This is a genomic window from Nocardioides luteus (assembly GCF_015752315.1).
In the GTDB taxonomy this organism is placed as follows: domain Bacteria; phylum Actinomycetota; class Actinomycetes; order Propionibacteriales; family Nocardioidaceae; genus Nocardioides.
Window position 1 is genome coordinate 2,257,526 of sequence record NZ_JADOVJ010000001.1, and the last position, 20,878, is coordinate 2,278,403.

Genomic DNA, 20,878 nt, shown 5'->3' on the forward strand with positions numbered 1-20,878 from the left:
GTGACCGGAACCGTCATCAGGGTCGAGAGCGCCGCGGCGTACGACGTCGTCATCGGCTCCGGCCTCGCCGGCCGGCTCCAAGGGCTGCTGGGGGAGAGCGTCGAGCGGGTGGCGTTCCTCTACGCCGCCGAGCTGGCCGAGTACGCCGAGCCGGTGCTCGAGGAGCTGCTCAAGCACTACGACGTGCTCGGCCTCGGCCTGCCCAGCGGTGAGGACCAGAAGACCGTCGCGGTCGCGAACGACTGCTGGGAGGCGCTGGGGGAGCGGGGCTTCACCCGCTCCGACGCGGTCGTCACCTTCGGTGGCGGGGCGACCACCGACCTCGGCGGCTGGGTCGCGGCCGGGTGGCTGCGCGGCGTACGCGTCGTGCACATGCCGACCACCGTCCTCGCCATGGTCGACGCCGCGGTCGGCGGGAAGACCGGCGTCAACACCGCCGCCGGGAAGAACCTCGTCGGCGCGTTCCACGAGCCGGCCGGGGTGCTGTGCGACCTCGCGCTGCTCGCCACCCTGCCGGAAGAAGACCTGATCGCCGGCCTCGGCGAGGTCGTCAAGTGCGGCTTCATCGCCGACCCGGAGATCCTGCGGCTGGTCGAGGAGACGGACGAGATCACCGCTTCCTCGCCCGTTCTCGCCGAGCTGGTCGAGCGCGCTATCCGGGTCAAGGCGGAGGTCGTCGCCGCCGACCTGAAGGAGACCGGCGGCGCCGACGGCCACCCCGGCCGCGAGACCCTCAACTACGGCCACACCCTCGCCCACGCGCTCGAGAAGCACTCAGGCTTCTCGATCCGCCACGGTGACGCGGTCGCCGTCGGCTGCGTCTACGCCGCCGAGCTCGCCCGTCTCGCCGGCGTCCTCCCCGACGAGGTCGCCGCCCGGCACGCGCCGACGTTCGCGAAGGTCGGCCTCCCGACCACCGTCAAGGAGCTCGGCGTCGAGGCCGGCTTCGACGACCTCATCGGCGCCATGCGGGTCGACAAGAAGGCCCGCGGCTCCGTCCTCCGCTTCCTCGTCCTCCACGACATCGCCGACCCCCGCATCCTCACCGGGCCGACCGAGGAGCAGCTGCGCGAGGCGTACGCGGTCGTCGGGGGCTGACGTCCGGGGCGCCGGTTCAGGCGCCGGACCAGCGGGCGATGTCCTCGTCGGTGACCTCGACGGGACCCTCGACGCGCTGCGTGGCGCGGATGTGGTTGCCGAAGGGGTCGCGGAAGGCGCAGTCGATACCGTAGGGCTGCTTGGTCGGCTTGTCGGTGAACTCGACGCCCTTCGCGGAGAGCTCCTCGTAGAGCTTCTCGCAGTCGTCGGTGTTGAAGATGACCACGGCACCCATCGCGCCCTTGGTGACCAGGTCACGCAGTTGGGCCGCCGTCTCGGCGCTGTGGGCGGGGGAGCGGCCCGGCACCTCGAGCAGGAGCTGGTGGTCCGGGTCGCCGGGGAGGTGGACTGTGAGCCAGCGCATGAAGCCCATGTCGACGTCGCTCCCGACCTCGAGGCCGAGCTTGCCGACGTAGAAGTCGAGCGCCTCGTCCTGGTCGAGAACGTAGATTCCGGTGATGTTGATGTTGGTCAGCATGCGACCAGTCTGCGACGCGTTCGACGCCGGGCGCTTCTCCGAAACTGCTCAGCTCGCCGGCCGCATCCAGGCGCGGGCGACGCACCCGGGCACGGCGGGGCTGTGGGCCCTGGCCCGGTAGCCGCTCGGGGAGGTGCCGACGATGTCGCGGAACGTACGGCTGAAGGTGCCGAGGCTGGTGAAGCCGACCGTGAGCGCGACCTCGGTGACCGGAGTCGGGGTGTCGCGCAGCAACGCCATCGAGCGCTCGATCCGGCGCCGCTGGAGATAGCGGTGGGGCGTCTCCCCGAAGACGGCCTTGAACCGGCGGCTGAAGTGCGCGGGGGAGACATGCGCGACCCGGGCCACCGCGGCGACGTCGAGCCGCTCGGCGTAGTGCCGGTCCATCACGTCCCGCGCCCGCAGCAGGCGGCGGTTCTCGTCCTCGCGAGGCGTCATGCTCCGAGGGTACGCCGTCACAGAACCCGAACGGCCGAGGCAAAATCGTACCGAATAAGGTACGCTTTTGCCCGGAGGTGTCACTCATGAGCTATCGCAGCGTCCTACGCGAGCTGGCATTCGACACCCACGGAGTGGTCACGCTCGCGGAAGCCGGGTCCTGCGGTGTGCCCGCGGTCGAGGTGCGCAAGCTGGCGTCCCGAGGAGCGCTGGTCCGACTGGGTCAGGGCGTGTATCGGATGGCCGAGGTCGCGCCTGGACCGCTGGACGAGTTCGCGGCCGCGGTGGCACTTGTCGGGGCGGACGCTGTCCTGGCAGACGAATCCGTGCTGGCTGCGTACGACCTCGGGCAGATCAACGTGCGCCGGATCAAGGTCGCCACGACGGCGCGAATCCGCAAGCGGCTGCCGCCGACGGTCGAGATCGTCCGGAAGCAGGTGCCAACGCACCTCCGGTCCGATATCGAGGGAATCCCCTCGATGCGTGTCGGTGCCGCTGCCCTCGCCTGTCATGGCAAGGTGATGGAGACACGACTGGTCGATGCAATGAATTCAGCTTCGGCCCGGGGCCTGATCGACCACGGCGAGGCGCAGCGGATCATCTCGGAACTGGAGGCGGCGGATGGGTGGAGCAATGCCGAGGAGGGTCGGTGACCTGATCCGGTCGACGACGCTCCTGGCCGCAGAGCGCGGCATCTCCCAGAAGCGGCTGGTGGCATTGGTCGCGAATGTCGTCTTGGCGCAGATGCTGCCCGACTCGGCGGTCAAGGGCGGCACCGGACTGAAGCTCCGCTTCGGCGAGCGGCTGACCCGCGAGACCCCCGACGTCGATGCCGCCTATCGAGGTGACCTCGACACCTTCCGCGATGAGCTCGCCGGTCGTCTCGGCGTGGGCTGGCATGGGTTCACGGGCGAGGTGACGATGGGCGAACGGCGTGCGCCGGAGTCGGTTCCGGCCGCGTACGTCATGCAGCCGTTCCGGGTGCGGCTCAAGTTCGCCCGCAAGACGTTCAAGGCGATCGACCTCGAGATCGGGTACGACGAGCTGGAGTCGACGACGAACGAACCGCCGGAGCTGGTGATGTCGTCGGAGGTTCTGGAGATCTTCGAGGCACTCGGCCTCCCGGAGCCGGCCGCGGTACGGGTCCAGCCGCTACATCACCAGATCGCTCAGAAGATCCATGCCTGCACGGCTCCGCAGAGCCAACGAGCCCACGACCTCGTCGACCTTCAGCTGATCGTTCCTACGACCGATCCGAGGCTGGTTGCGAAGGTGACCGAGCGGCTCTTCGCATTTCGTCGGGAGCACGACTGGCCGCCGCTGCTGTCGGCTGGCGCGCGTTGGGAGTCGCTGTACGAGGAGGCGGCCGAGGGGCTCGACGTACTGGACTCGGTCTCCGAGGCGGTCGCCTGGCTCAACGACTACATCGCCGAGCTGGGACGGGCAGAGGAGCACATGCGGGCTGGAGCCTCGGAGAAGCCCCAGCCCGCCTGATGCTCATCTCACAGACCCATGTCCTTGGCGATGATGAGCTTCATGACCTCGGAGGTGCCGCCGTAGATGCGGTTGACGCGGTTGTCGGCGTAGAGGCGGGCGATGGGGTACTCGTTCATGTAGCCGTAGCCGCCGTGGAGCTGGAGGCAGCGGTCGATGACGCGGTGGGCGACCTCGGTGCAGAACAGCTTGGCCGAGGCGGCCTCGGCGGCGGTCAGCGTGCCGGCGTCCTCGGCCTCGATGGCCCGGTCGACCACGGCCTCGGCGGCGTCGACCTCGGCCTTGCACGCGGCCAGCTCGAACTTGGTGTTCTGGAAGGAGGCGACGGCGGTGCCGAAGACCTTGCGGTCGTGGACGTACGCCTTGGCGAACTCGACGGCGGCAGCTGCCTGGGCGTAGGCGCCGACGGCGATGCCGAGGCGCTCGACCGGGAGGTTCTGGCCGAGGTAGGAGAAGCCCTTGCCGACCTCGCCGAGGACGTCCTCGACCGGGACCTGCACGTCGGTGAAGGAGAGCTCGGCGGTGTCGGAGACCTTGAGGCCGAGCTTGTCGAGCTTGCGGCCGACCTCGTAGCCGGGCAGCTTGGTGTCGACGGCGAGGAGCGTGATCCCGCCGCGGCGGTCCTCGGGGGTGGCCGGCGCGGTGCGGGCGCAGACGATCACCCGGTCGGCGTTGACGCCGCCGGTGATGAAGGTCTTGGCGCCGTTGAGGACGTAGTGCTTGCCGTCCTCGGTGAGCTTGGCGTTGGTGGTCATGCCGGCCAGGTCCGAGCCGGTGCCCGGCTCGGTCATCGCGATCGCCCACATCTCCTCACCGGAGACGAAGCCGGGCATCCAGCGCTCCATCTGCTCCTTCGTGCCGAGCTTGAGGAGGTAGGGCAGGCAGAGGCCGACGTGGGTGCTGGAGCCACCGAAGGAGACACCGGCGCGGGCGAGCTCCTCGGTGATGACGGCGGAGTACTTGAACGACTCGATCCCGGCGCCGCCGTACTCCTCGGGCACCTGGATGCCCCACACGCCGAGCTCGCCGAGCTTGAGGTAGAAGTCGTGGGGGACGATCCCGGCCGCGTACCACTCGTCGTAGACGGGGGTGACCTCCTTCTCGATGAACGAGCGGATGGTCTCGCGGAAGGACTGGTGGTCCTCGGTGTAGATGGTGCGGCGCATACGGTGCTTACTCCTCGGGGTGCATTCTTCTCGGGGGCGAAACGGACGTTCAGGGGCGGGCGCCGACGGCGCGCAGCGCCAGATCGGCGTAGAAGTCGGCGAGGGCCTCGGGCGTCCAGGAGCCGTCGTCGCGGTACCAGCGGGCCAGGTCGATGCCGAGCGAGAGCAGGGCGGTGGCGGCCTTGGCCGGGTCGGGGGTGTCGAAGTCGCCGCTGCGTACGCCTTCCTCGACGACCTCGCGCATGACGGTGTCGATGGCGCGGCGCAGCCCGGCGATCTCCTTGAAGTGCTCCTCGGTCAGCGCCGCGAGCTCGTAGTTGATGACCCGGGCCATCGTGTGCGAGCGGGCGTGGAAGAGGACGTAGGTGCGTACGGCGGCGGCGACCCGCTCGGCGGGTGTGGCGTCGGCACGGGTCGCGTCGGTGACCGCCTCGAGGATGACCTCGTGGCCGCGTACCGCGATGGCGTGCAGGAGCTCCTCCTTGGAGCGGTGGTGGACATAGACCGCTGCCGGGCTCAGGCCGGCTGCGGTAGCGATGTCGCGGGTGCTGGTGCCGTGGAACCCCTTCGCGGAGAAGGCCTGGACCGCCGCGTCGAGCAGACGGGCGCGGCTGCGGTCGCCGCGTGCCTGGGTGCTGGTGCGGAGCTCGCTCATGCCATCAGTCTGACATAAAGGTAAGTGAGCGCTTAGATTCGGCTCGAGAAAACAGTGCAAAGATGTTGCTCGTGAGCAATGCGTTGAATCAAGTCCTGGTCCTCAACGGCCCCAACCTCGGACGTCTCGGGAAGCGTCAGCCCGAGATCTACGGGCACACCACCCACGACGAGCTCGCCGCGATGTGCGTCGACTGGGGCCACGCGCTCGGCTTCGCCGTGGACGTACGTCAGACCAACCATGAGGGCGCCATGGTCGACTGGCTCAACGCCGCCGCCGACAAGGACATCCCGGTCGTGCTCAACGCCGCCGCCTGGACCCATTACTCCTACGCCATCTACGACGCCTGTGCGCAGCTGACCGCACCCCTGATCGAGGTGCACATCTCCGAGCCTCTGGAGCGGCCCGAGGTCTTCCGGCACACCAGCGTCGTCACCCCCCATGCGACCGCGGTCGTGGCGGGCAAGGGCATCGACGGCTACCGCGAGGCGCTCGAGGTCATCGCCGGGAAGCTCGGCGAAGCCTGACCCATATTGGCGATCGGCGCAGCGGGATCGTTGCGCGGGCGCGTCCCGGAGTCACCGTGAGGTCATGCGTCAGCTCCTCGACGGTCCCGCGCGGGTCCTCGCCGTGCTGCTCGCCGGTGGGATCCTCGGCGCCCTGATCGGCGGAGTCGGCGGACGGGTCGTGATGTACCTGCTGATCCGGCTCAGCCCCGCGGCCGACGGCGTGACCAGCGACGACGGGTTCGAGATGGGGCGGTTCACCCTGAGCGGCTCGCTGAACCTCGTCGGCGTGGGCATGGCCCTCGGGCTCGTCGGGGCGGTGCTCTACCTGCTCGTCCGCTGGCTGCTGTTCGGGCCGTGGTGGTTCCGCGTCCTCAGCGTCACCCTCGCATCGGGGGTGGGGGTGGGCAACATCATCGTCCACACCGACGGTGTCGACTTCAGCCTGCTCCAGCCGGCCCTGGTCTCGGTGCTGGCGTTCGTGGCCGTCCCTGCGGCCTATGGAGCCGCCCTGACGGTGGTCGCCGAGCGGCGGATCCTGGCCGCCTGGCCGGTCCCACCCTCGACGGGAGCGGTGGCGAGCGCCACGCTGTGGGTGCTGCGCGCGGTGGCGCTGGCCGTCGGCGTACTGTCGCTCGTGGATCTGGTCGGGAAGACCGCGGTCGTTGCTTGATTCGGCCGTGTGCGGACTCGCGGATAGGATTCTCCGAGGCCCTTCGGGCCCCAGGACATTGACAACGAAAGCCTGCATCGGTGCAGGTCGAAGAGACGAAGGCTGACGGACGGTTATGGCGACGACGAACGACCTCAAGAACGGCATGGTGCTGAAGATCGAGGGCCAGCTCTGGCAGGTGGTCGAGTTCCAGCACGTGAAGCCCGGCAAGGGTCCGGCCTTCGTCCGCACCAAGCTGAAGAACGTCGAGTCGGGCAAGAACGTCGACAAGACCTTCAACGCCGGCACCAAGGTCGAGACCGCGACGGTCGACCGCCGCACGTTCCAGTACCTCTACAACGACGGCTCCAACTTCGTCTTCATGGACGTCGCCGACTTCGACCAGGTCGAGGTCGGCCCGGAGATCGTCGGTGACGGTGCCGGCTTCCTCCTGGAGAACCAGGAGGTCATCCTGGCCACCAACGAGGGTCGCGTGCTCTTCGTCGAGCTCCCGCCGTCGGTCGAGCTCGTGATCTCCTACACCGAGCCCGGCGTGATGGGTGACTCGGCCACCGGCCGCACCAAGCCCGCCACCCTCGAGACCGGCGCCGAGATCCAGGTGCCGCTCTTCATCGAGCAGGGCGAGAAGATCAAGGTCGACACCCGCGAGGGCGGTTCCTACCTCTCCCGCGTCAAGGGCTGACCTGTGGCTCACGTCGCCACCGCCCGCACCAAGGCCCGCAAGCGCGCTCTCGACCTGCTCTTCGCCGCCGAGGCCCGCGGCCTCTCCGCCGGTGATCTGCTCGACCAGCAGATCAGGGAGGGCGAGGTGCCCAACAACCCGTTCACGGTCAAGATCGTCCGTGGCGTGGTCGCCGAGGCCGAGCGGATCGACGCCCTGATCGGCGCGTTCGCCAAGGACTGGACGCTTGCCCGGATGCCCGCGGTCGACCGCAACGTCCTCCGCATCGGCGTCTGGGAGCTCCTCGACGGCGACGTCGCCTCCGAGGTCGCGATCAGCGAGGCGACCGCCCTGGTGACCGAGCTGTCGACCGACGACTCGCCGTCGTTCGTCAACGGAGTGCTCGCCGCGGTCGCGAAGGATCTCGCCAAGGCCTGATCAGCACACGACGTACGCCTGCCCTGGACCTTTCCGGGCAGGCGTCGCGTCATTTCGGGGTGCGGCGCGAAGCGTGTGTTTTCCGGTTATCGACGATTGCTTCGGTCGGGACCGTATGTTTGGACCCAAGGCTGATGGAGGCCGTAAACCAGCACCCGTATTCGGAGAGCGCATGACGCAGGAGAACAACCCCTACGACGAGCCGGACTCGCGCACCCGGCCGGCCGGAACACCCTCGCACTGGGTGACGCCGCCTCCGCCGAACTCGGCGGGCCGGCCGCCGACGCCCCCCGTACAGCCCCATCCCGACCCGAGTCAGGAGGCGACTCGCATCACCAACCCACAGGTCACCACGACACCCGCTCCGCCCCCGCCGGCGGTGGCGGTGACGCCGCCACCGCCCGGCGGCCACGGGCTGGAGGTACCCAGCGCGACCGACTTCCTCGACCGGCGCGCCGAGACGGCCGGGTTCGGTCCCGCGACCTGGGGCTGGCGAGGCGCGATCCGCAAGATGTCCGGCGGACTGATCAGCCCGAAGATGGGGCCTGCTGAGGTCGCCTACGAGCAGGACCGGGCGATGATCCAGCGCGACTTCGACGGTCCGCGCACCATCGTCTTCATCAACCCGAAGGGCGGCGCCGCTAAGACCACCGGCGTGCTCGCCGCGGGCTACACCTTCGGCACCGTACGCGGCGGGGGAATCGTGGCCTGGGACAACAACGAGACCCGCGGCACCCTCGGCATCCGCGGCATGCGGAGCACCCACCGCAACACCACCCGTGAGCTGCTCGACAACCTGGCCGCGTTCAACAACGTCTACCAGTCCCGCATCGGCGACCTCGGTGCCTTCGTACGCTCCCAGGGCGACGCCCACTTCGACGTGCTCGCCTCCGACGAGCGCCCGGATGTGACCGGCCAGATCCACGCCGACGACTTCGCGCAGGTCCACCAGCTGCTGGAGCGGTTCTACAAGGTCATCCTGGTCGACACCGGCAACAACATGCGGGCCGAGAACTGGCTGGCCGCCGCCGACACCGCCGACCTGCTGGTGGTGACCTCGACGGTCCGCGAGGACACCGGCTACAGCGGTCTGTGGATGCTCGACGCGCTCCAGGAGTCCGGCTACGCCGACCTCAAGCTGAAGACGATCACCGTGCTCTCCGACCCGTCCCCGAAGGTCGACAACAACCTGGCCCGCGACCTCACCGAGGTCTACCAGCAGCGCACCCGCGGGGTCTACCGGGTCCCGTTCGACCCGGTTCTCGTGGCGGGGTCCACGGTGCAGTACTCCCAGCTCTCGGAGGACACCAAGATGTCCTGGCTCAAGGCCTGTGCTGGGATGGCGCACGCGCTCTAGCCGGCGGCCGCTAACGTCGGAGTCATGCGCGCTGTCGTCTACTCCGAGAACGGTCCCTCCTCCGCCATGCGTCTGACCGAGCGGCCGGTGCCGAAGCCCGGCCCCGGTGAGGTCCTGGTCAGGCTGGTGCGAGCGGGCGTGAATCCCACCGACTGGAAGGTACGCGCCGGCGTGAGCGCGACGCTCACGACTCCGGAGGCCACCCCGGGCCAGGACGGCGCCGGCGTGATCGAGGAGATCGGCGAGGGCGTCGGCAACCACATCGTCGGTCAGCAGGTCTGGCTCTACATGGTCCAGCACGGCCAGGCCTGGGGGACCGCGGCGGAGTACGTCACCGTCCCGGCCCACAAGGCCGTCGAACTCCCCGCCGGAGCCTCCTACGACCTCGGCGCCTCGCTCGGGGTCCCGGCGATGACCGCCCACCGGGCGCTCACCTGCGGAGCGGTGGAGCGGGTGGCCCCGGGCTCGTTCGACGGTCTCACGATCCTCGTCCACGGTGGCGCGGGAGCGGTCGGCAACGCCGCCATCCAGCTGGCCGTGTGGGCGGGGGCGACGGTGATCACCACGGTCAGCTCCCCGGAGAAGGCGGCGCTGGCGAAGGCCGCCGGCGCCCATCACATCGTCAACTACCGCGAGGGCGACCCGGCCGCGGAGATCCGCGAGATCGCGCCCGACGGCGTCGATCAGATCGTCGAGGTCGCACCGGCCGACAACAACGACCTCGACCGCGCGGTCGTCGCCAAGCGCGGCACCATCGCCATCTACGCCAACAACGGTGGTGACGAGCTCACCCTGCCCGTGAGGGCCACCTTCTCGCTCAACCTGCGCTACCAGTTCATCCAGCTCTACGGCATCGAGGACGCGCAGCTCCAGGCCGCGGCCGAGGACGTCACCGCCGCCGTGGCGGCGGGGGCGCTGCGTGTGGGCCCGGAGCACGGCGTACCCCTGCACCACTACCGGCTCGAGGAGACGGCAGCCGCCCACGACGCGGTCGAGGCCGGCGCGATCGGGAAAGTGCTCATCGACCTGGAGTGAGGATAAGGTTGGCCCGATCCTTTAACGAGCCGTCCCGTGAGGCGGAGAAGGAGACCACAACCTTGTCTGATGCCGTCCCCATGCCCGCGACCGATGGTCGCGTCGTGCTCGACTCCCGTGACATCTCCCGGGCGCTGACCCGGATCTCCCACGAGATCCTGGAGCGCAACCGCGACGCCGAGGACCTGGTGCTGCTGGGTCTGCACACCCGCGGGGTGCCGCTGGCCAAGCGGATCGCCACGCGGATCGAGGCTGCCGAGGGCCATCCGGTGGCTCACGGCGCGCTCGACGTGACGATGTACCGCGACGATCTGCGCACCCACCCGACCCGGGCGCCGCACCACACCGAGATCCCGCCCGGCGGCATCGACGGGAAGACCGTCGTGCTGGTCGACGACGTGCTCTTCTCGGGCCGCACGGTCCGGGCCGCGCTCGACGCGCTGGCCGACTACGGCCGACCCGCCGTCGTACGCCTGGCCGTGCTCGTCGACCGCGGCCATCGGCAGCTGCCGATCCGAGCCGACCACGTCGGCAAGAACCTCCCGACGGCACGCTCCGAGCGGGTCGGGCTGCGGCTGGAGGAGACCGACGGCATCGACGAGGTACGCATCGTGGAGCTGGAAGGGGTGCCCGCATGACGCGCCATCTGCTGTCCATCGACGACGTGAGCGCCGAGGAGATCCAGCAGCTCTTCGCGACCGCCGCCGAGATGCACGACGTCCAGAAGCGCGAGGTCAAGAAGCTCCCTGCGCTGCGCGGACGCACCGTGATCAACCTCTTCTTCGAGGACTCGACCCGCACCCGGTCCTCCTTCGAGATCGCCGGGAAGTGGCTCTCGGCCGACGTCATCAACCTGTCGGCGAAGGGCTCGTCGGCCTCGAAGGGCGAGTCGCTGCGTGACACCGTGCTGACGGTGACCGCGATGGGCGTCGACGGCCTGGTGATGCGTCACTCGGCCTCCGGCGCGGCCCACCAGGTCGCCGGCTGGCTCGACATCCCCGTGATCAACGCCGGCGACGGCATGCACGAGCACCCGACCCAGGCCCTGCTCGACGGCTACACACTGCAGCGCCAGCTCGGTGGGCCGGGCTCGCTGGAGGGCAAGCGGATCGCGATCGTCGGCGACCTGACCCACTCGCGGGTGTTCCGGTCCAACGTGAAGTCGCTGAGCAAGCTCGGCGCCTCGGTCGTCGCGGTCGCGCCGCCCACGCTGATGCCCTCGGGTGTCGCCGAGTGGGCCAAGGCCGACGGCTTCGCCACCTCCTACACGCTGGACGACGTGCTGCCCGAGGTCGACGCGGTGATGATGCTGCGCGTCCAGCGGGAGCGGATGAGCGGCGGCTACTTCCCGACATCGCGCGAATACACCGTGGGCTACGGGCTCACCCGTCAGCGGCTCGCGCTGCTGCGTGAGGGCGTGCCGATCCTGCACCCCGGCCCGATGAACCGTGGCCTGGAGATCTCTCCCGAGGCCGCCGACGCCGCCTCCTCCCGGATCCTCGACCAGGTCTCGGCCGGCGTCGCGATCCGGATGTCCGTCCTCTACCACCTGCTTGCCGGCGAGGAGTCCGCATGAGCCTGTTGATCAAGGGTGCCTCCGTCCTCGGGGCAGAGCCGACCGATGTGTACGTCGACGGGGGAGTGATCCGGGAGATCGGCACGGTCTCCGCCACCGCGGACGAGGTCGTCGCCGCCTCAGGCCTGGTCCTCCTCCCGGGCCTGGTCGACCTGCACACCCACCTGCGCCAGCCGGGCCGCGAGGACGCCGAGACGGTCGCCTCCGGTGCCGCCGCGGCCGCTGCGGGCGGCTACACCGCCGTGCTCGCGATGGCCAACACCTCGCCGGTCACCGACACCGCCGAAGCCGCGGTCTCGGTGTGGGAGCTCGGCCGCGAGGCCGGTTTGGCCGATGTGTTCCCGGTGGGCGCGGTGACCAAGGGGCTGGCCGGCGAGGAGCTCGCCGAGCTCGCGTTGATGAACCGGTCGCGCGCCGGTGTCACGGTCTTCTCCGACGACGGTCGCTGCGTCTCGGACCCGCGGGTGATGCGGCGGGCGCTGGAGTACGTCAAGGCGTTCGGCGGCGTGATCTCCCAGCACTCCCAGGATCCGTCGCTGGCTCCCTACGGCTCGGCCTGCTGCCACGAGGGCGAGCTCTCCGGACGGCTCGGTCTGCCCGGCTGGCCGGGCGTCGCCGAGGAGGTCATCGTCGCCCGCGACGTGATGCTCGCCCGCCACACCGGCTCGCGCGTCCACGTCGCCCACGCCTCCACCGCGGGCACCGTCGAGGTGCTGCGCTGGGCGAAGGCCCAGGCCGAGAAGGACGGCAGCTGGGCGGTGACCGCCGAGGTCACCCCGCACCACCTGCTGCTGACCACCGACCTGCTCGCCGGCTACGACCCGACCTTCAAGGTCAACCCGCCGCTGCGCCCCGCCGAGGACGTCGAGGCGCTGCGCGCCGCGCTGGCCGACGGCACCATCGACGCCGTCGCCACCGACCACGCCCCGCACGCGCGCCAGGACAAGGAGCACGCCTTCGTCGACGCCGCCTTCGGGATGCTCGGGCTCGAGGAGGCGCTCTCGGTGGTCTCGACCGTCATGGTCTCCTCGGGGCTGCTCGACTGGGCCGGCGTCGCCCGCGTCATGTCCACGACCCCGGCCCGGATCGCCGGTCTCGAGGGCCACGGCCGCCCGGTCGCCGTCGGCGAGCCGGCCAACCTGGCCCTGGTCGACCCGGCCGCGACCTACGTCGTCGACCGCGACCGCTCGCTCTCGCTCTCCCGCAACAACCCCTGGCACGACCGCAAGCTCACCGGTCGTGTCGTCTCCACCTACCTGCGAGGGAAGCAGACCTACGCCGGTTAGGCTCCACCGCCGTGACCGACGTCTTCTCTGACAAGCTCGCGCAGTGGCGGGCGTACACCGCGACCCCGTGGGGCCGGATCCGCTACACGGTGGTCGAGGAGGTCCTGCGTCGCCAGTGCGCCGAGCTGGGGGCCGGTCTGCGGATCCTCGACGTCGGTGGGGGCGACGGGATGGACGCGATGCCGCTGGCGCTGGCCGGGCACGACGTCACGATCGTCGACCCGTCCGAGGCCTGGCTGGCCGAGGCGAAGCGGCGGGCGGCCGAGGCGGGTGTCTCGCTGACCACGCTCGTCGGTGGCGTCGAGGAGCTGCCCGAGGGGGAATGGGATCTCGTGCTGTGTCATTTCGTGCTGCACTATCGGCCCGCTGACGCCGGAGACGTACGACGCCTCGCAGCCGCCGTCCGCCCCGGCGGGCGGCTCTCGGTGATGGTCCCCAACCCGGCGAGCATGGTCCTGCGCCAGCTGGTCACGGGCGGTCCCGAAGCCGCGCTCACCGAGCTGCGCGCGGACACCAAGCGTGCCGTGACCTTCGACCATGACGTACGCAAGGTGTCGATGGGCGACCTCGAGGCCGAGCTCGCCGCCGCGGGCCTGCGGCTGAACGGCCGCTTCGGCACCAGGATCGCCAACGACCTCCTCACCGACGACGCCGCCAAGCACGACCCCGCCTACTTCGACCGTCTCCTCGAGCTCGAGCGCGAGCTGTGCGACCAGGAGCCGTTCGTACGTATCGCCGGGATGTACCAGCTCGTCGCCGAACGACCCGCCTGAGCCGAATCACGGGTGCGCCGACCGAGCGCCTGCGGCTATCCTGCGTCGGCAGAACCCGTACGTCGATGGCCCGGCGCCGCCGCTGAAAGGCGCCTTTGATCATGATCATGTCGGGAGCCTCCACCGTGCGCCGATGAGCGGCGCCAAGACCAAGCCCCGCGAAATCCGGGCTATGCGGCGATCCGGCCGCCACTCCTGCTGGGACCACCTCGTCGTCGCGCCGCTGTGGGTGGCGTACGAAGCCAACCTCGGCACCCTGCTGCGCACGTGTGACGCGATTGGGGCGTGCCTGGCGGTGCCGCGCACCAAGCACTATCTCGATGCGCTCCAGATCGGTGACACGCTGCGTGGCAGACGTCCGTGCATCCACTGGGTGACGCCCAGCAAGGAGGGGTGGATCGCGGCGCAGCGGGAGGCCGGCAAGCGGATCGTCGCCGTCGAGCTTGCCGACGGCGCGACCCCGTTGACCCGGCTGGCGCCGGCACGGGAGCCGACGGTGCTGTTGCTCGGCCATGAGCACCAGGGAGTGCCGGATGACGTACTCGCGGAGGTCGAGGAGTGCGTCGAGATCCCGATGGTCGGGTGGGGTGCGAGCCTGAACGTCGCGGTGGCCGGAAGCCTGGTGGCCTACCGGCTGGCCGGTCTGTCGTGACACCGGCGAGGCCGGGTTAGGCTCGCGAGCGTGGATAACCTCGCGCGCGTCTACAAGATGCCCTTCGGCTCCGTCTACCCGCACTACGTGACGAAGGTCGAGAAGAAGGGCCGCACCAAGGCCGAGCTGCACCAGGTGATCACCTGGCTGACCGGCTTCGACGACGAGGCGATCGCCAAGCACATCGAGGCGGAGACCAGCTTCGCGGAGTTCTTCGCCGCCGCCGACCTCAACCCGGCCTCGGAGCTCATCACCGGCGTCGTCTGCGGGGTGCGGGTCCAGGACATCGAGGACCCGGTCATGCGTCAGGTGCGCTACCTCGACAAGCTGGTCGACGAGCTGGCCAAGGGCAAGGCGATGGAGAAGATCCTGCGCGGTTAGCCGTGTTCGGTTAATCGGTTGGACGGCGCAGGCGTCCGCCGCGTACGCTTTTGCCATCATGAAGATCTCGCGCTGACCTCCGACCCGCGCCCGAGGCATCTGCCCGGCGGGTCGTCCTCGAACCCGAAGGCCAGCGCTCTCATGCCTATGAATCCCATCGTCGTCCGCGACCTCTCCGTCTCCTTCCGCAGCGGCTCCGTTCTCACCGGGATCGACCTCACCGTCTCCCCGGGCGAGCGGATCGCGCTCGTGGGGGAGAACGGCGCCGGCAAGTCCACGCTGCTCCGCGCTATCGCACGCAGGCTTCCCGCCAGCGCCCAACGCACCGGCACCCTCGAGGCGCCCGACGACCTCGTCTGGCTGCCCCAGGAGCCGCCGTTCCGCGACGAGGCGAGCATCGAGGACGTGCTCGCCACCACTCTGCGTCCGCTGCGTGAGGCCGTCGCGACGGTCGAGACGCTCGCCGACCGGCTCGACGACCCCGAGGTCGCCGAGACGTATGCACGTGCCCTCGACTTCGCCGTCGCCCACGACGCGTGGGACGCCGACCGGCGGGCCATCCTGGCCGCCGAGCGGCTCGGCCTCAGCGGGCTCGACCGGGAGCGGCCGATCAGCACGCTCTCCGGCGGTCAGCGGACTCGGCTTGCGCTCGCGACGGCGATCACGCGACGGCCCGACGCGCTGCTGCTCGACGAGCCGACCAACCACCTCGACGACGAGGCGGTCACGGTGCTGGGGGAGTTCCTGCGCGATCTGCCCGGCGTCGTCCTGATGGCCTCCCACGACCGGGTCTTCCTCGACGAGGTCGCCACCGGGCTCTTCGACCTCGACCCGACGGCCTTCGGCACCGACGGTGCCGGTGGCCGGCTCTTCGGCGGTGGCTGGAGCGCCTACGAGGAGTCCCGGAAGGCCGCGCGCGAGCGGTGGGAGCAGACCTACGCCGAGCAGCAGGAGGAGCTCAAGCGCCTGCGTACCGCGACCAGGATCGGCAACGACGCGATCGCCCACAACCGAGGCCCGACCGACAACGACAAGTTCATCTACAAGTTCAAGGGCAGCAACGTCGAGCGCACCGTCGCCCGCCGCAAGAAGGACGCCAACCGGCGGCTGGAGGAGGCCGAGGAGGCACAGGTACGCAAGCCGCCTCCGCCGTTGCGCCTCAACGCCGCGCTGTCGGCTGCGGGGGCGAGCGGACGGATGGTCGTCGTGCGCGACCTGGTGGTCGAGGAGCGGCTCAGCCTGCCGGTCCTCGACATCACGGCGGGGGAGCACCTGCTGATCACCGGGCCCAACGGCAGCGGCAAGTCCACGCTGCTCGGGGTGATCTCGGGCCGGGTGAAGCCCACCTCGGGAGACGTCCAGGTCAGTGCTCGGCACGTCGAGGAGCTCACCCAGGACCCGCAGTTCGGAGACCTGCGCCGCAAGGTCGCCGACGTCTACCGCGAGTCCGTGGGGGAGGTGCTGGCGACGGAGGTGCCGCTGCGCGAGCTGGGCCTGGTCCACCCGCGCGACCTCAACCGGCCCGTCGGTGCCTTGAGCGTCGGGCAGCGTCGCCGGCTGGACCTGGCGATCGCGATCGCGACCGGTCCGGACCTCTTGCTCCTCGACGAGCCGACCAACCACATCTCGCTCACCCTGGCAGGCGAGCTGGAGGAAGCGATCGATGTCACCGCGGGCACCATCGTCGTCGCCTCCCACGACCGTTGGCTGCGCCGACGCTGGGCCGGTCCGGAGCACCGCCTCGTGCCCTGAACGGGGTCCTGAAAGGGGCGCTGACGGGCCACTTACGAGCGAAGCCCTGTGGATGAGCAGCGTTATCCACAGGGCTTCGGATCGTCGTTGTCCTCGCCGGCAGGCCATGGTGGCCTACACCCATGACCGACAAGACCCCGTACGCCCCAGTCCTCCGCACCCAGGCCGACGTCGAGGCCGCCTGGCGACATCTGATCAACCCGCTCGGCTGGCCGGAGCCACGGCTGTGGTTCATGTTGGTCGATCCCGACGGGGTCCCGTTCCCGCAGCTGTGCCAGATCGAAGGGCTGCCGGTGGAGATCGCCGATGACGGTGCGGCCAACCTCGCCACGATGCTGCACGACCTGGTCGAAGCGCACGGCTTCGACCGGGTCGAGCTTCTGCTGTGCCGGCCGGGCGGTGGCCCACCGAACCGCTCGGACCGGAAGAACGCAGCCGAGCTCTATGGCGCGTGCGTCGTCGCCGGAGTGCCGCTCGATGTCGTCCATCTCGCGACCGACCACGACTTCTGGCCGATCCCGCTGGACGCGCTCGGTGAGATCAGAACTCCAGCGTGACCTTCGTGTCGCCCAGCTCGCGCTCGACGATGCGGTCGAACTCCGCGGAGGCGGCCTCGCGCTCGACCAGGTCACGCAGCGCGTGGTCGATCGCAGCCTGGTTGGTCGTCGTGCCGGCGATCTTCCTCGCCTCGGCCAACAGCTCCTTGTCGATGCTGATCGACGTCTCGGTCATTGCGTACCCCCGCACGTAATCGTGATGAAACATCGAAACGCTAGCGGCGCACACCATGCAACGCAATGACCTGCGACAACCGTCACATCGTGTCGCACTCAACTGGTTCCAGGTGGAGTCGCGGTGTCGGTGGTCGCCTCTAGGGTGCTCGACCATGAGCCCGGAGGACCGACTGTTGACCGACATCGCGATCATGGTGGACTCGATCGAGCCGATGGACACCGCGGAGAGCGGCCACATCGCCGACGCATCGGCGTGGTTGTGCACGACCGACGACGTCTTCCGGCGCAGCACCGCCCCTACCGAGCCGGCCAAGCACCTGGTCTCCTACTTCCTGCTCGTCGACCCCGTCAGCGGTCACGTGCTGCTGGGCGACCACCGTAAGTCCGGCCTCTGGCTGCCCTCCGGCGGCCACGTCGAGCCCGGTGAGAACCCCGCCGAGACCGTCCGCCGCGAGTGCGTCGAGGAGCTCGGTGTCGAGGCGCAGTTTCATCCCGCCCTCGGCCCGCGCCCGCTCCTCGTCAGCGTCACCAACACCCGACCGGACCGGCCCGACGTGCACACCGACGTCAGCCTCTGGTTCGTCCTCGCCCATGACCGTCACCAGCCGCTGCGGCCCGACGAGCGGGAGTACGCCGCAGTGCGCTGGTGGACGCCCTCGGAGATCCGCGCCGCCGACCCCGCGTCGTTCGACCCGCACATGGGTCGGATGCTCGACAAGCTGGAGACGCTCGGAGCCTGAGCCTCACTCCGGGCCTTATCCCTGTGGGTTGCCGTCAGATGGCTGAACGCCAGGGTGCTCGAAGAGGGCTCTCGCGGCGATGGTGCAAGCAGTGCTTGCACAAATGCCGGCGGCTGATCCAGAGACCGGCCGGTCAGCGCACCGACCGGGCGAGTCGGTCGACAAGTCGCAGGGCCTCGGGGAGGCGGGCTGAGCCCGACATGGTGCGAACGAGGTCGGCGGCATCGGTTCGCGACACGCCTGCGGCTGTGACGTACAACGGTCTGGTCGACGTTCCCCGGAGGACGGGCTCGGCGTGGGTGGCGCCGCGAAACGCGGTCTTGGCGACGCCGATGACCACCGGAGCGAGGCCGGCCTTCCAGACGTGCCACCCCAGACCGGGCGTTCCGTCCGGGTTGAGGTCGACGTACCCGTCGACGATGAGCACGTCGAGCGGATCGACGTCGGTGAGGAGGGTGGTCAGCGCGGGCAGCTCGCGTTCGTAGAACCTGCCCGGGGTGTAGGGGGCGACCTCGTCGAGCCAGGCCGTACGTTGCTCGACGATCTCGCCCAGCGCGGGCTCCTCGCTCACCACGAGTGCGGCATGCCCCCCACCGGATAGCGGGTAATGGACATCGGCCGCGCCGAACCGGGTCACCACGGTCACAGATTAGGGCGAGCGTGTGGAACACCGGTGAGTCGCGCATCAGGCACATGCCAGGATGGAGTCGAGAAGGACCGATGTGGGTCCGTGAACGCAAGGGTTAGAGATGACGGACGCAGCGTGGTACCCGGACCCGACCGGACAGGCCGAGCTTCGCTACTACGACGGGAGCCAGTGGACCGAGCACGTCTCCACGGGCGGGCAGCAGTCGACGGCGCCCCTGACGCCGCCGCAGGCCACCGTGGAGCAGGAGGCTCCGACGCAGGTCGGCTCGGCGCAGGCCGCGCAGGCGGCGTACGGCGACCACGCGCACGCGCAGCAGGCCCAGTACGGGCAGCAGCCTGCCCAGGCTCAGCCCGCGGGCGACGCGTTCGCGGGGATCTCCGGTGACCTGATCGACGGTCGCTTCTCCGAGATCGAGGGCAACGGCGCGGTGCTGCAGAACAAGAAGCTCCTGCGCGTACGCGTGGGCGAGCCGTTCCAGGCGCGCCAGGGCTCGATGGTGGCCTACCAGGGCAACGTGCAGTTCAAGTACCAGGGCGGCGGCGTCGGGAAGTTCCTCAAGAAGGCCGTGACCGGTGAGGGTCTGAGCCTGATGGGTGTCGAGGGTCAGGGCGACGTCTTCCTGGCCGACGCGGCCAAGGAGGTCCACATCCTCCAGCTGAACAACTCCGGCATCTCGATCAACGGCGACCACGTGCTCGCCTTCTCCAACAGCCTGCAGTGGAACATCGAGCGGGTCCAGGGCGCCGGCATGCTCACCGGCGGCCTCTTCAACACGACCCTGCGCGGCACCGGCTGGGTCGCGGTCACCACCGAGGGCGACCCGGTGGTCCTCAACGCCGCCGAGGCGCCGACCTTCGCCGACACCAACGCGGTCGTCGGCTGGTCGCTCGGCCTCCAGACCAGCCTGCAGAAGTCGTTCACCGCCGGCGCGCTCATCGGCCGCGGCAGCGGCGAGGCGTTCCAGGTCGCCTTCCACGGTGCGGGCTTCGTGATCGTGCAGCCGTCCGAGGGCGCGGTCGTCCCGCCCCACTCGCACAGCTGAGCGCGTTCGACCCGGTGCGACTGCCGCGTACGTCACATGCTGGCGTACGCGGCGGACGCCAACTGCCGTCAACCGGCATCTGCTTGATACTGTCACCAGCAAGTTGACCGACATCCTTTAAGCACCGTCCCGTGAGGCGGAGAAGGAGGTACGGCGTGCCGCTGCATGCCCACAAAGAAGCACTCCTCGTACTCGAGGATGGTCGATCGTTCCGGGGGGAGTCGTTCGGCGCCGAGGGTGAGACCTTCGGCGAGGCGGTCTTCTCCACCGGCATGACGGGCTATCAGGAGACGCTGACCGACCCGAGCTACCACCAGCAGGTGGTCGTGATGACCGCGCCCCACGTCGGCAACACCGGCGTGAACGACGAGGACCCCGAGTCGCGCAGGATCTGGGTCGCCGGCTACGTCGTCCGCGACCCTGCGCGGGTCTCCTCCAACTGGCGCGCCCAGCGCACCCTCGACGACGAGCTCCGCGACCAGTCCGTGGTCGGCATCAGCGGGATCGACACCCGCGCCCTCACCCGTCACCTGCGTGAGCGCGGCGCGATGCGCGTCGGGATCTCCACCATCGAGACCGACCCCGAGGCCCTGCTGAAGAAGGTGCTCGCCTCCGCCGAGATGAGCGGTGCGAACCTCTCCGACGCGGTCAGCACCCAGGAGGCGTACGTCGTCCCCGCACAGGGCGAGAAGCGGTTCACCGTCGCCGCCCTCGACCTGGGCATCAAGGAGATGACCCCCGAGCGGATGGCCGAGCGCGGCATCGAGGTGCACGTGCTCCCGGCGACTGCGACCCTCGAGGACGTCCTCGCGACGAAACCGGACGGGCTCTTCTACTCCAACGGCCCGGGTGACCCGGCCGCGACCACCGGCCAGGTGGAGCTGCTCAAGGCGGCGCTGGCCGAGGACATCCCCTACTTCGGCATCTGCTTCGGCAACCAGCTCTTCGGCCGCGCGCTGGGCTTCGGGACGTACAAGCTCAAGTACGGTCACCGCGGGATCAACCAGCCGGTCATGGACCTCACCACCCGCAAGGTCGAGGTGACGGCCCATAACCACGGCTTCGCCGTGGACGCCCCGATCGGGGAGGAGACGGCGACCGACTACGGCATCGCGACCGTCTCCCACGTCAACCTCAACGACGACTGCGTCGAGGGCCTCGAGCTGAAGGACGCCGAGACCGGGAAGCTCAAGGGCTTCTCCGTCCAGTACCACCCGGAGGCAGCGGCCGGCCCGCACGATGCCGCCTACCTCTTCGACCGGTTCATCTCTCTCATGGCGAAGGAGGTCTGAGC

Annotated in this window: 26 protein-coding genes; 20 read left to right on the plus strand and 6 right to left on the minus strand. The window is 69.7% G+C overall.

Annotated features, from left to right (window positions below; translation table 11 throughout):
- A complete protein-coding gene (gene aroB / locus HD557_RS10810) occupies positions 1-1,098 on the plus strand; it encodes a 3-dehydroquinate synthase (protein ID WP_196873888.1) in 1,098 nt (365 codons plus the stop codon).
- A gap of 16 nt (positions 1,099-1,114) precedes the next feature.
- Here aroB and HD557_RS10815 read toward each other — a convergent pair whose 3' ends face one another.
- Both HD557_RS10815 and HD557_RS10820 read right to left on the minus strand, forming a co-directional pair.
- Positions 1,115-1,576, minus strand: a complete 462-nt coding sequence (locus HD557_RS10815; protein ID WP_196873889.1) for a VOC family protein — start codon at positions 1,574-1,576, stop codon at positions 1,115-1,117.
- Between the two features lie 48 nt (positions 1,577-1,624).
- Positions 1,625-2,014, minus strand: coding sequence for a helix-turn-helix domain-containing protein (locus tag HD557_RS10820; protein WP_008356809.1), 390 nt, complete (start codon positions 2,012-2,014; stop codon positions 1,625-1,627).
- A gap of 86 nt (positions 2,015-2,100) precedes the next feature.
- Between HD557_RS10820 and HD557_RS10825 the strand changes: the two genes are divergently transcribed.
- Both HD557_RS10825 and HD557_RS10830 read left to right on the plus strand, forming a co-directional pair.
- A complete protein-coding gene (locus HD557_RS10825) occupies positions 2,101-2,667 on the plus strand; it encodes a type IV toxin-antitoxin system AbiEi family antitoxin domain-containing protein (RefSeq protein ID WP_196873890.1) in 567 nt (188 codons plus the stop codon).
- Positions 2,648-3,508: a nucleotidyl transferase AbiEii/AbiGii toxin family protein gene (locus tag HD557_RS10830; RefSeq protein ID WP_196873891.1), complete on the plus strand. Its 861-nt coding sequence runs from the start codon at positions 2,648-2,650 to the stop codon at positions 3,506-3,508. The genes HD557_RS10825 and HD557_RS10830 overlap by 20 nt, the downstream gene beginning before the upstream one ends.
- Before the next feature lie 8 nt (positions 3,509-3,516).
- Here HD557_RS10830 and HD557_RS10835 read toward each other — a convergent pair whose 3' ends face one another.
- A complete protein-coding gene (locus HD557_RS10835) occupies positions 3,517-4,674 on the minus strand; it encodes an acyl-CoA dehydrogenase family protein (RefSeq protein WP_008356802.1) in 1,158 nt (385 codons plus the stop codon).
- Positions 4,675-4,723: 49 nt separating this feature from the next.
- The gene (locus HD557_RS10840) at positions 4,724-5,329 is read right to left on the minus strand and encodes a TetR/AcrR family transcriptional regulator (RefSeq protein ID WP_196873892.1); all 606 of its coding nucleotides are present in this window, start codon (positions 5,327-5,329) and stop codon (positions 4,724-4,726) included.
- Positions 5,330-5,391: 62 nt separating this feature from the next.
- On the opposite strand from HD557_RS10840, the gene HD557_RS10845 reads away from it, so the two are divergent.
- The 14 genes from HD557_RS10845 (at position 5,392) to HD557_RS10910 (ending at position 16,976) form a co-directional block, all read left to right on the plus strand.
- Complete coding sequence (locus tag HD557_RS10845) at positions 5,392-5,856, plus strand: type II 3-dehydroquinate dehydratase (protein ID WP_196873893.1); 465 nt, start codon at positions 5,392-5,394, stop codon at positions 5,854-5,856.
- 64 nt (positions 5,857-5,920) lie between these two features.
- Entirely contained in the window at positions 5,921-6,508 is a 588-nt protein-coding gene (locus tag HD557_RS10850; protein WP_196873894.1) for a hypothetical protein, read from the plus strand.
- 115 nt (positions 6,509-6,623) lie between these two features.
- Positions 6,624-7,190: an elongation factor P gene (efp, locus tag HD557_RS10855; protein ID WP_008356794.1), complete on the plus strand. Its 567-nt coding sequence runs from the start codon at positions 6,624-6,626 to the stop codon at positions 7,188-7,190.
- Positions 7,191-7,193: 3 nt separating this feature from the next.
- Entirely contained in the window at positions 7,194-7,607 is a 414-nt protein-coding gene (gene nusB / locus HD557_RS10860) for a transcription antitermination factor NusB (protein WP_196873895.1), read from the plus strand.
- Between the two features lie 172 nt (positions 7,608-7,779).
- Positions 7,780-8,964, plus strand: coding sequence for a MinD/ParA family ATP-binding protein (locus tag HD557_RS10865; RefSeq protein WP_231380257.1), 1,185 nt, complete (start codon positions 7,780-7,782; stop codon positions 8,962-8,964).
- A 24-nt stretch (positions 8,965-8,988) separates the two neighbouring features.
- Positions 8,989-9,999: an NADPH:quinone reductase gene (locus HD557_RS10870; RefSeq protein WP_196873897.1), complete on the plus strand. Its 1,011-nt coding sequence runs from the start codon at positions 8,989-8,991 to the stop codon at positions 9,997-9,999.
- 80 nt (positions 10,000-10,079) lie between these two features.
- The gene (gene pyrR, locus HD557_RS10875; RefSeq protein ID WP_196876368.1) at positions 10,080-10,637 is read left to right on the plus strand and encodes a bifunctional pyr operon transcriptional regulator/uracil phosphoribosyltransferase PyrR; all 558 of its coding nucleotides are present in this window, start codon (positions 10,080-10,082) and stop codon (positions 10,635-10,637) included.
- Entirely contained in the window at positions 10,634-11,575 is a 942-nt protein-coding gene (locus HD557_RS10880) for an aspartate carbamoyltransferase catalytic subunit (protein WP_008356784.1), read from the plus strand. The genes pyrR and HD557_RS10880 overlap by 4 nt, the downstream gene beginning before the upstream one ends.
- Positions 11,572-12,861: a dihydroorotase gene (locus tag HD557_RS10885; RefSeq protein ID WP_196873898.1), complete on the plus strand. Its 1,290-nt coding sequence runs from the start codon at positions 11,572-11,574 to the stop codon at positions 12,859-12,861. The genes HD557_RS10880 and HD557_RS10885 overlap by 4 nt, the downstream gene beginning before the upstream one ends.
- 11 nt (positions 12,862-12,872) lie before the next feature.
- Complete coding sequence (locus tag HD557_RS10890; RefSeq protein ID WP_307785589.1) at positions 12,873-13,634, plus strand: methyltransferase domain-containing protein; 762 nt, start codon at positions 12,873-12,875, stop codon at positions 13,632-13,634.
- A 133-nt stretch (positions 13,635-13,767) separates the two neighbouring features.
- A complete protein-coding gene (locus HD557_RS10895) occupies positions 13,768-14,286 on the plus strand; it encodes a TrmH family RNA methyltransferase (RefSeq protein ID WP_196873899.1) in 519 nt (172 codons plus the stop codon).
- 30 nt (positions 14,287-14,316) lie between these two features.
- Positions 14,317-14,667 carry a DUF2200 domain-containing protein gene (locus HD557_RS10900; protein ID WP_307785590.1) on the plus strand — a complete coding sequence of 117 codons (351 nt, stop codon included), beginning with the start codon at positions 14,317-14,319 and terminating at the stop codon, positions 14,665-14,667.
- 141 nt (positions 14,668-14,808) lie between these two features.
- Positions 14,809-16,419 carry an ABC-F family ATP-binding cassette domain-containing protein gene (locus HD557_RS10905; protein ID WP_231380258.1) on the plus strand — a complete coding sequence of 537 codons (1,611 nt, stop codon included), beginning with the start codon at positions 14,809-14,811 and terminating at the stop codon, positions 16,417-16,419.
- A 122-nt stretch (positions 16,420-16,541) separates the two neighbouring features.
- Positions 16,542-16,976: a hypothetical protein gene (locus HD557_RS10910; protein WP_196873900.1), complete on the plus strand. Its 435-nt coding sequence runs from the start codon at positions 16,542-16,544 to the stop codon at positions 16,974-16,976.
- Here HD557_RS10910 and HD557_RS10915 read toward each other — a convergent pair.
- Complete coding sequence (locus HD557_RS10915; RefSeq protein WP_008356770.1) at positions 16,960-17,151, minus strand: type II toxin-antitoxin system VapB family antitoxin; 192 nt, start codon at positions 17,149-17,151, stop codon at positions 16,960-16,962. The genes HD557_RS10910 and HD557_RS10915 overlap by 17 nt on opposite strands.
- Before the next feature lie 154 nt (positions 17,152-17,305).
- Between HD557_RS10915 and HD557_RS10920 the strand changes: the two genes are divergently transcribed.
- Positions 17,306-17,893 (plus strand): NUDIX hydrolase, encoded by a 588-nt coding sequence (locus tag HD557_RS10920; RefSeq protein ID WP_196873901.1) that lies wholly within the window; start codon positions 17,306-17,308, stop codon positions 17,891-17,893.
- 133 nt (positions 17,894-18,026) lie between these two features.
- Here HD557_RS10920 and HD557_RS10925 read toward each other — a convergent pair whose 3' ends face one another.
- Complete coding sequence (locus HD557_RS10925; protein ID WP_196873902.1) at positions 18,027-18,533, minus strand: endonuclease V; 507 nt, start codon at positions 18,531-18,533, stop codon at positions 18,027-18,029.
- Between the two features lie 109 nt (positions 18,534-18,642).
- Here HD557_RS10925 and HD557_RS10930 point away from each other — a divergent pair, with 109 nt between their 5' ends.
- Together HD557_RS10930 and carA are read left to right on the plus strand one after the other, a co-directional pair.
- A complete protein-coding gene (locus tag HD557_RS10930) occupies positions 18,643-19,584 on the plus strand; it encodes an AIM24 family protein (protein ID WP_196873903.1) in 942 nt (313 codons plus the stop codon).
- 155 nt (positions 19,585-19,739) lie between these two features.
- A complete protein-coding gene (carA, locus tag HD557_RS10935; protein WP_196873904.1) occupies positions 19,740-20,876 on the plus strand; it encodes a glutamine-hydrolyzing carbamoyl-phosphate synthase small subunit in 1,137 nt (378 codons plus the stop codon).
- Positions 20,877-20,878 lie beyond the last annotated feature (2 nt).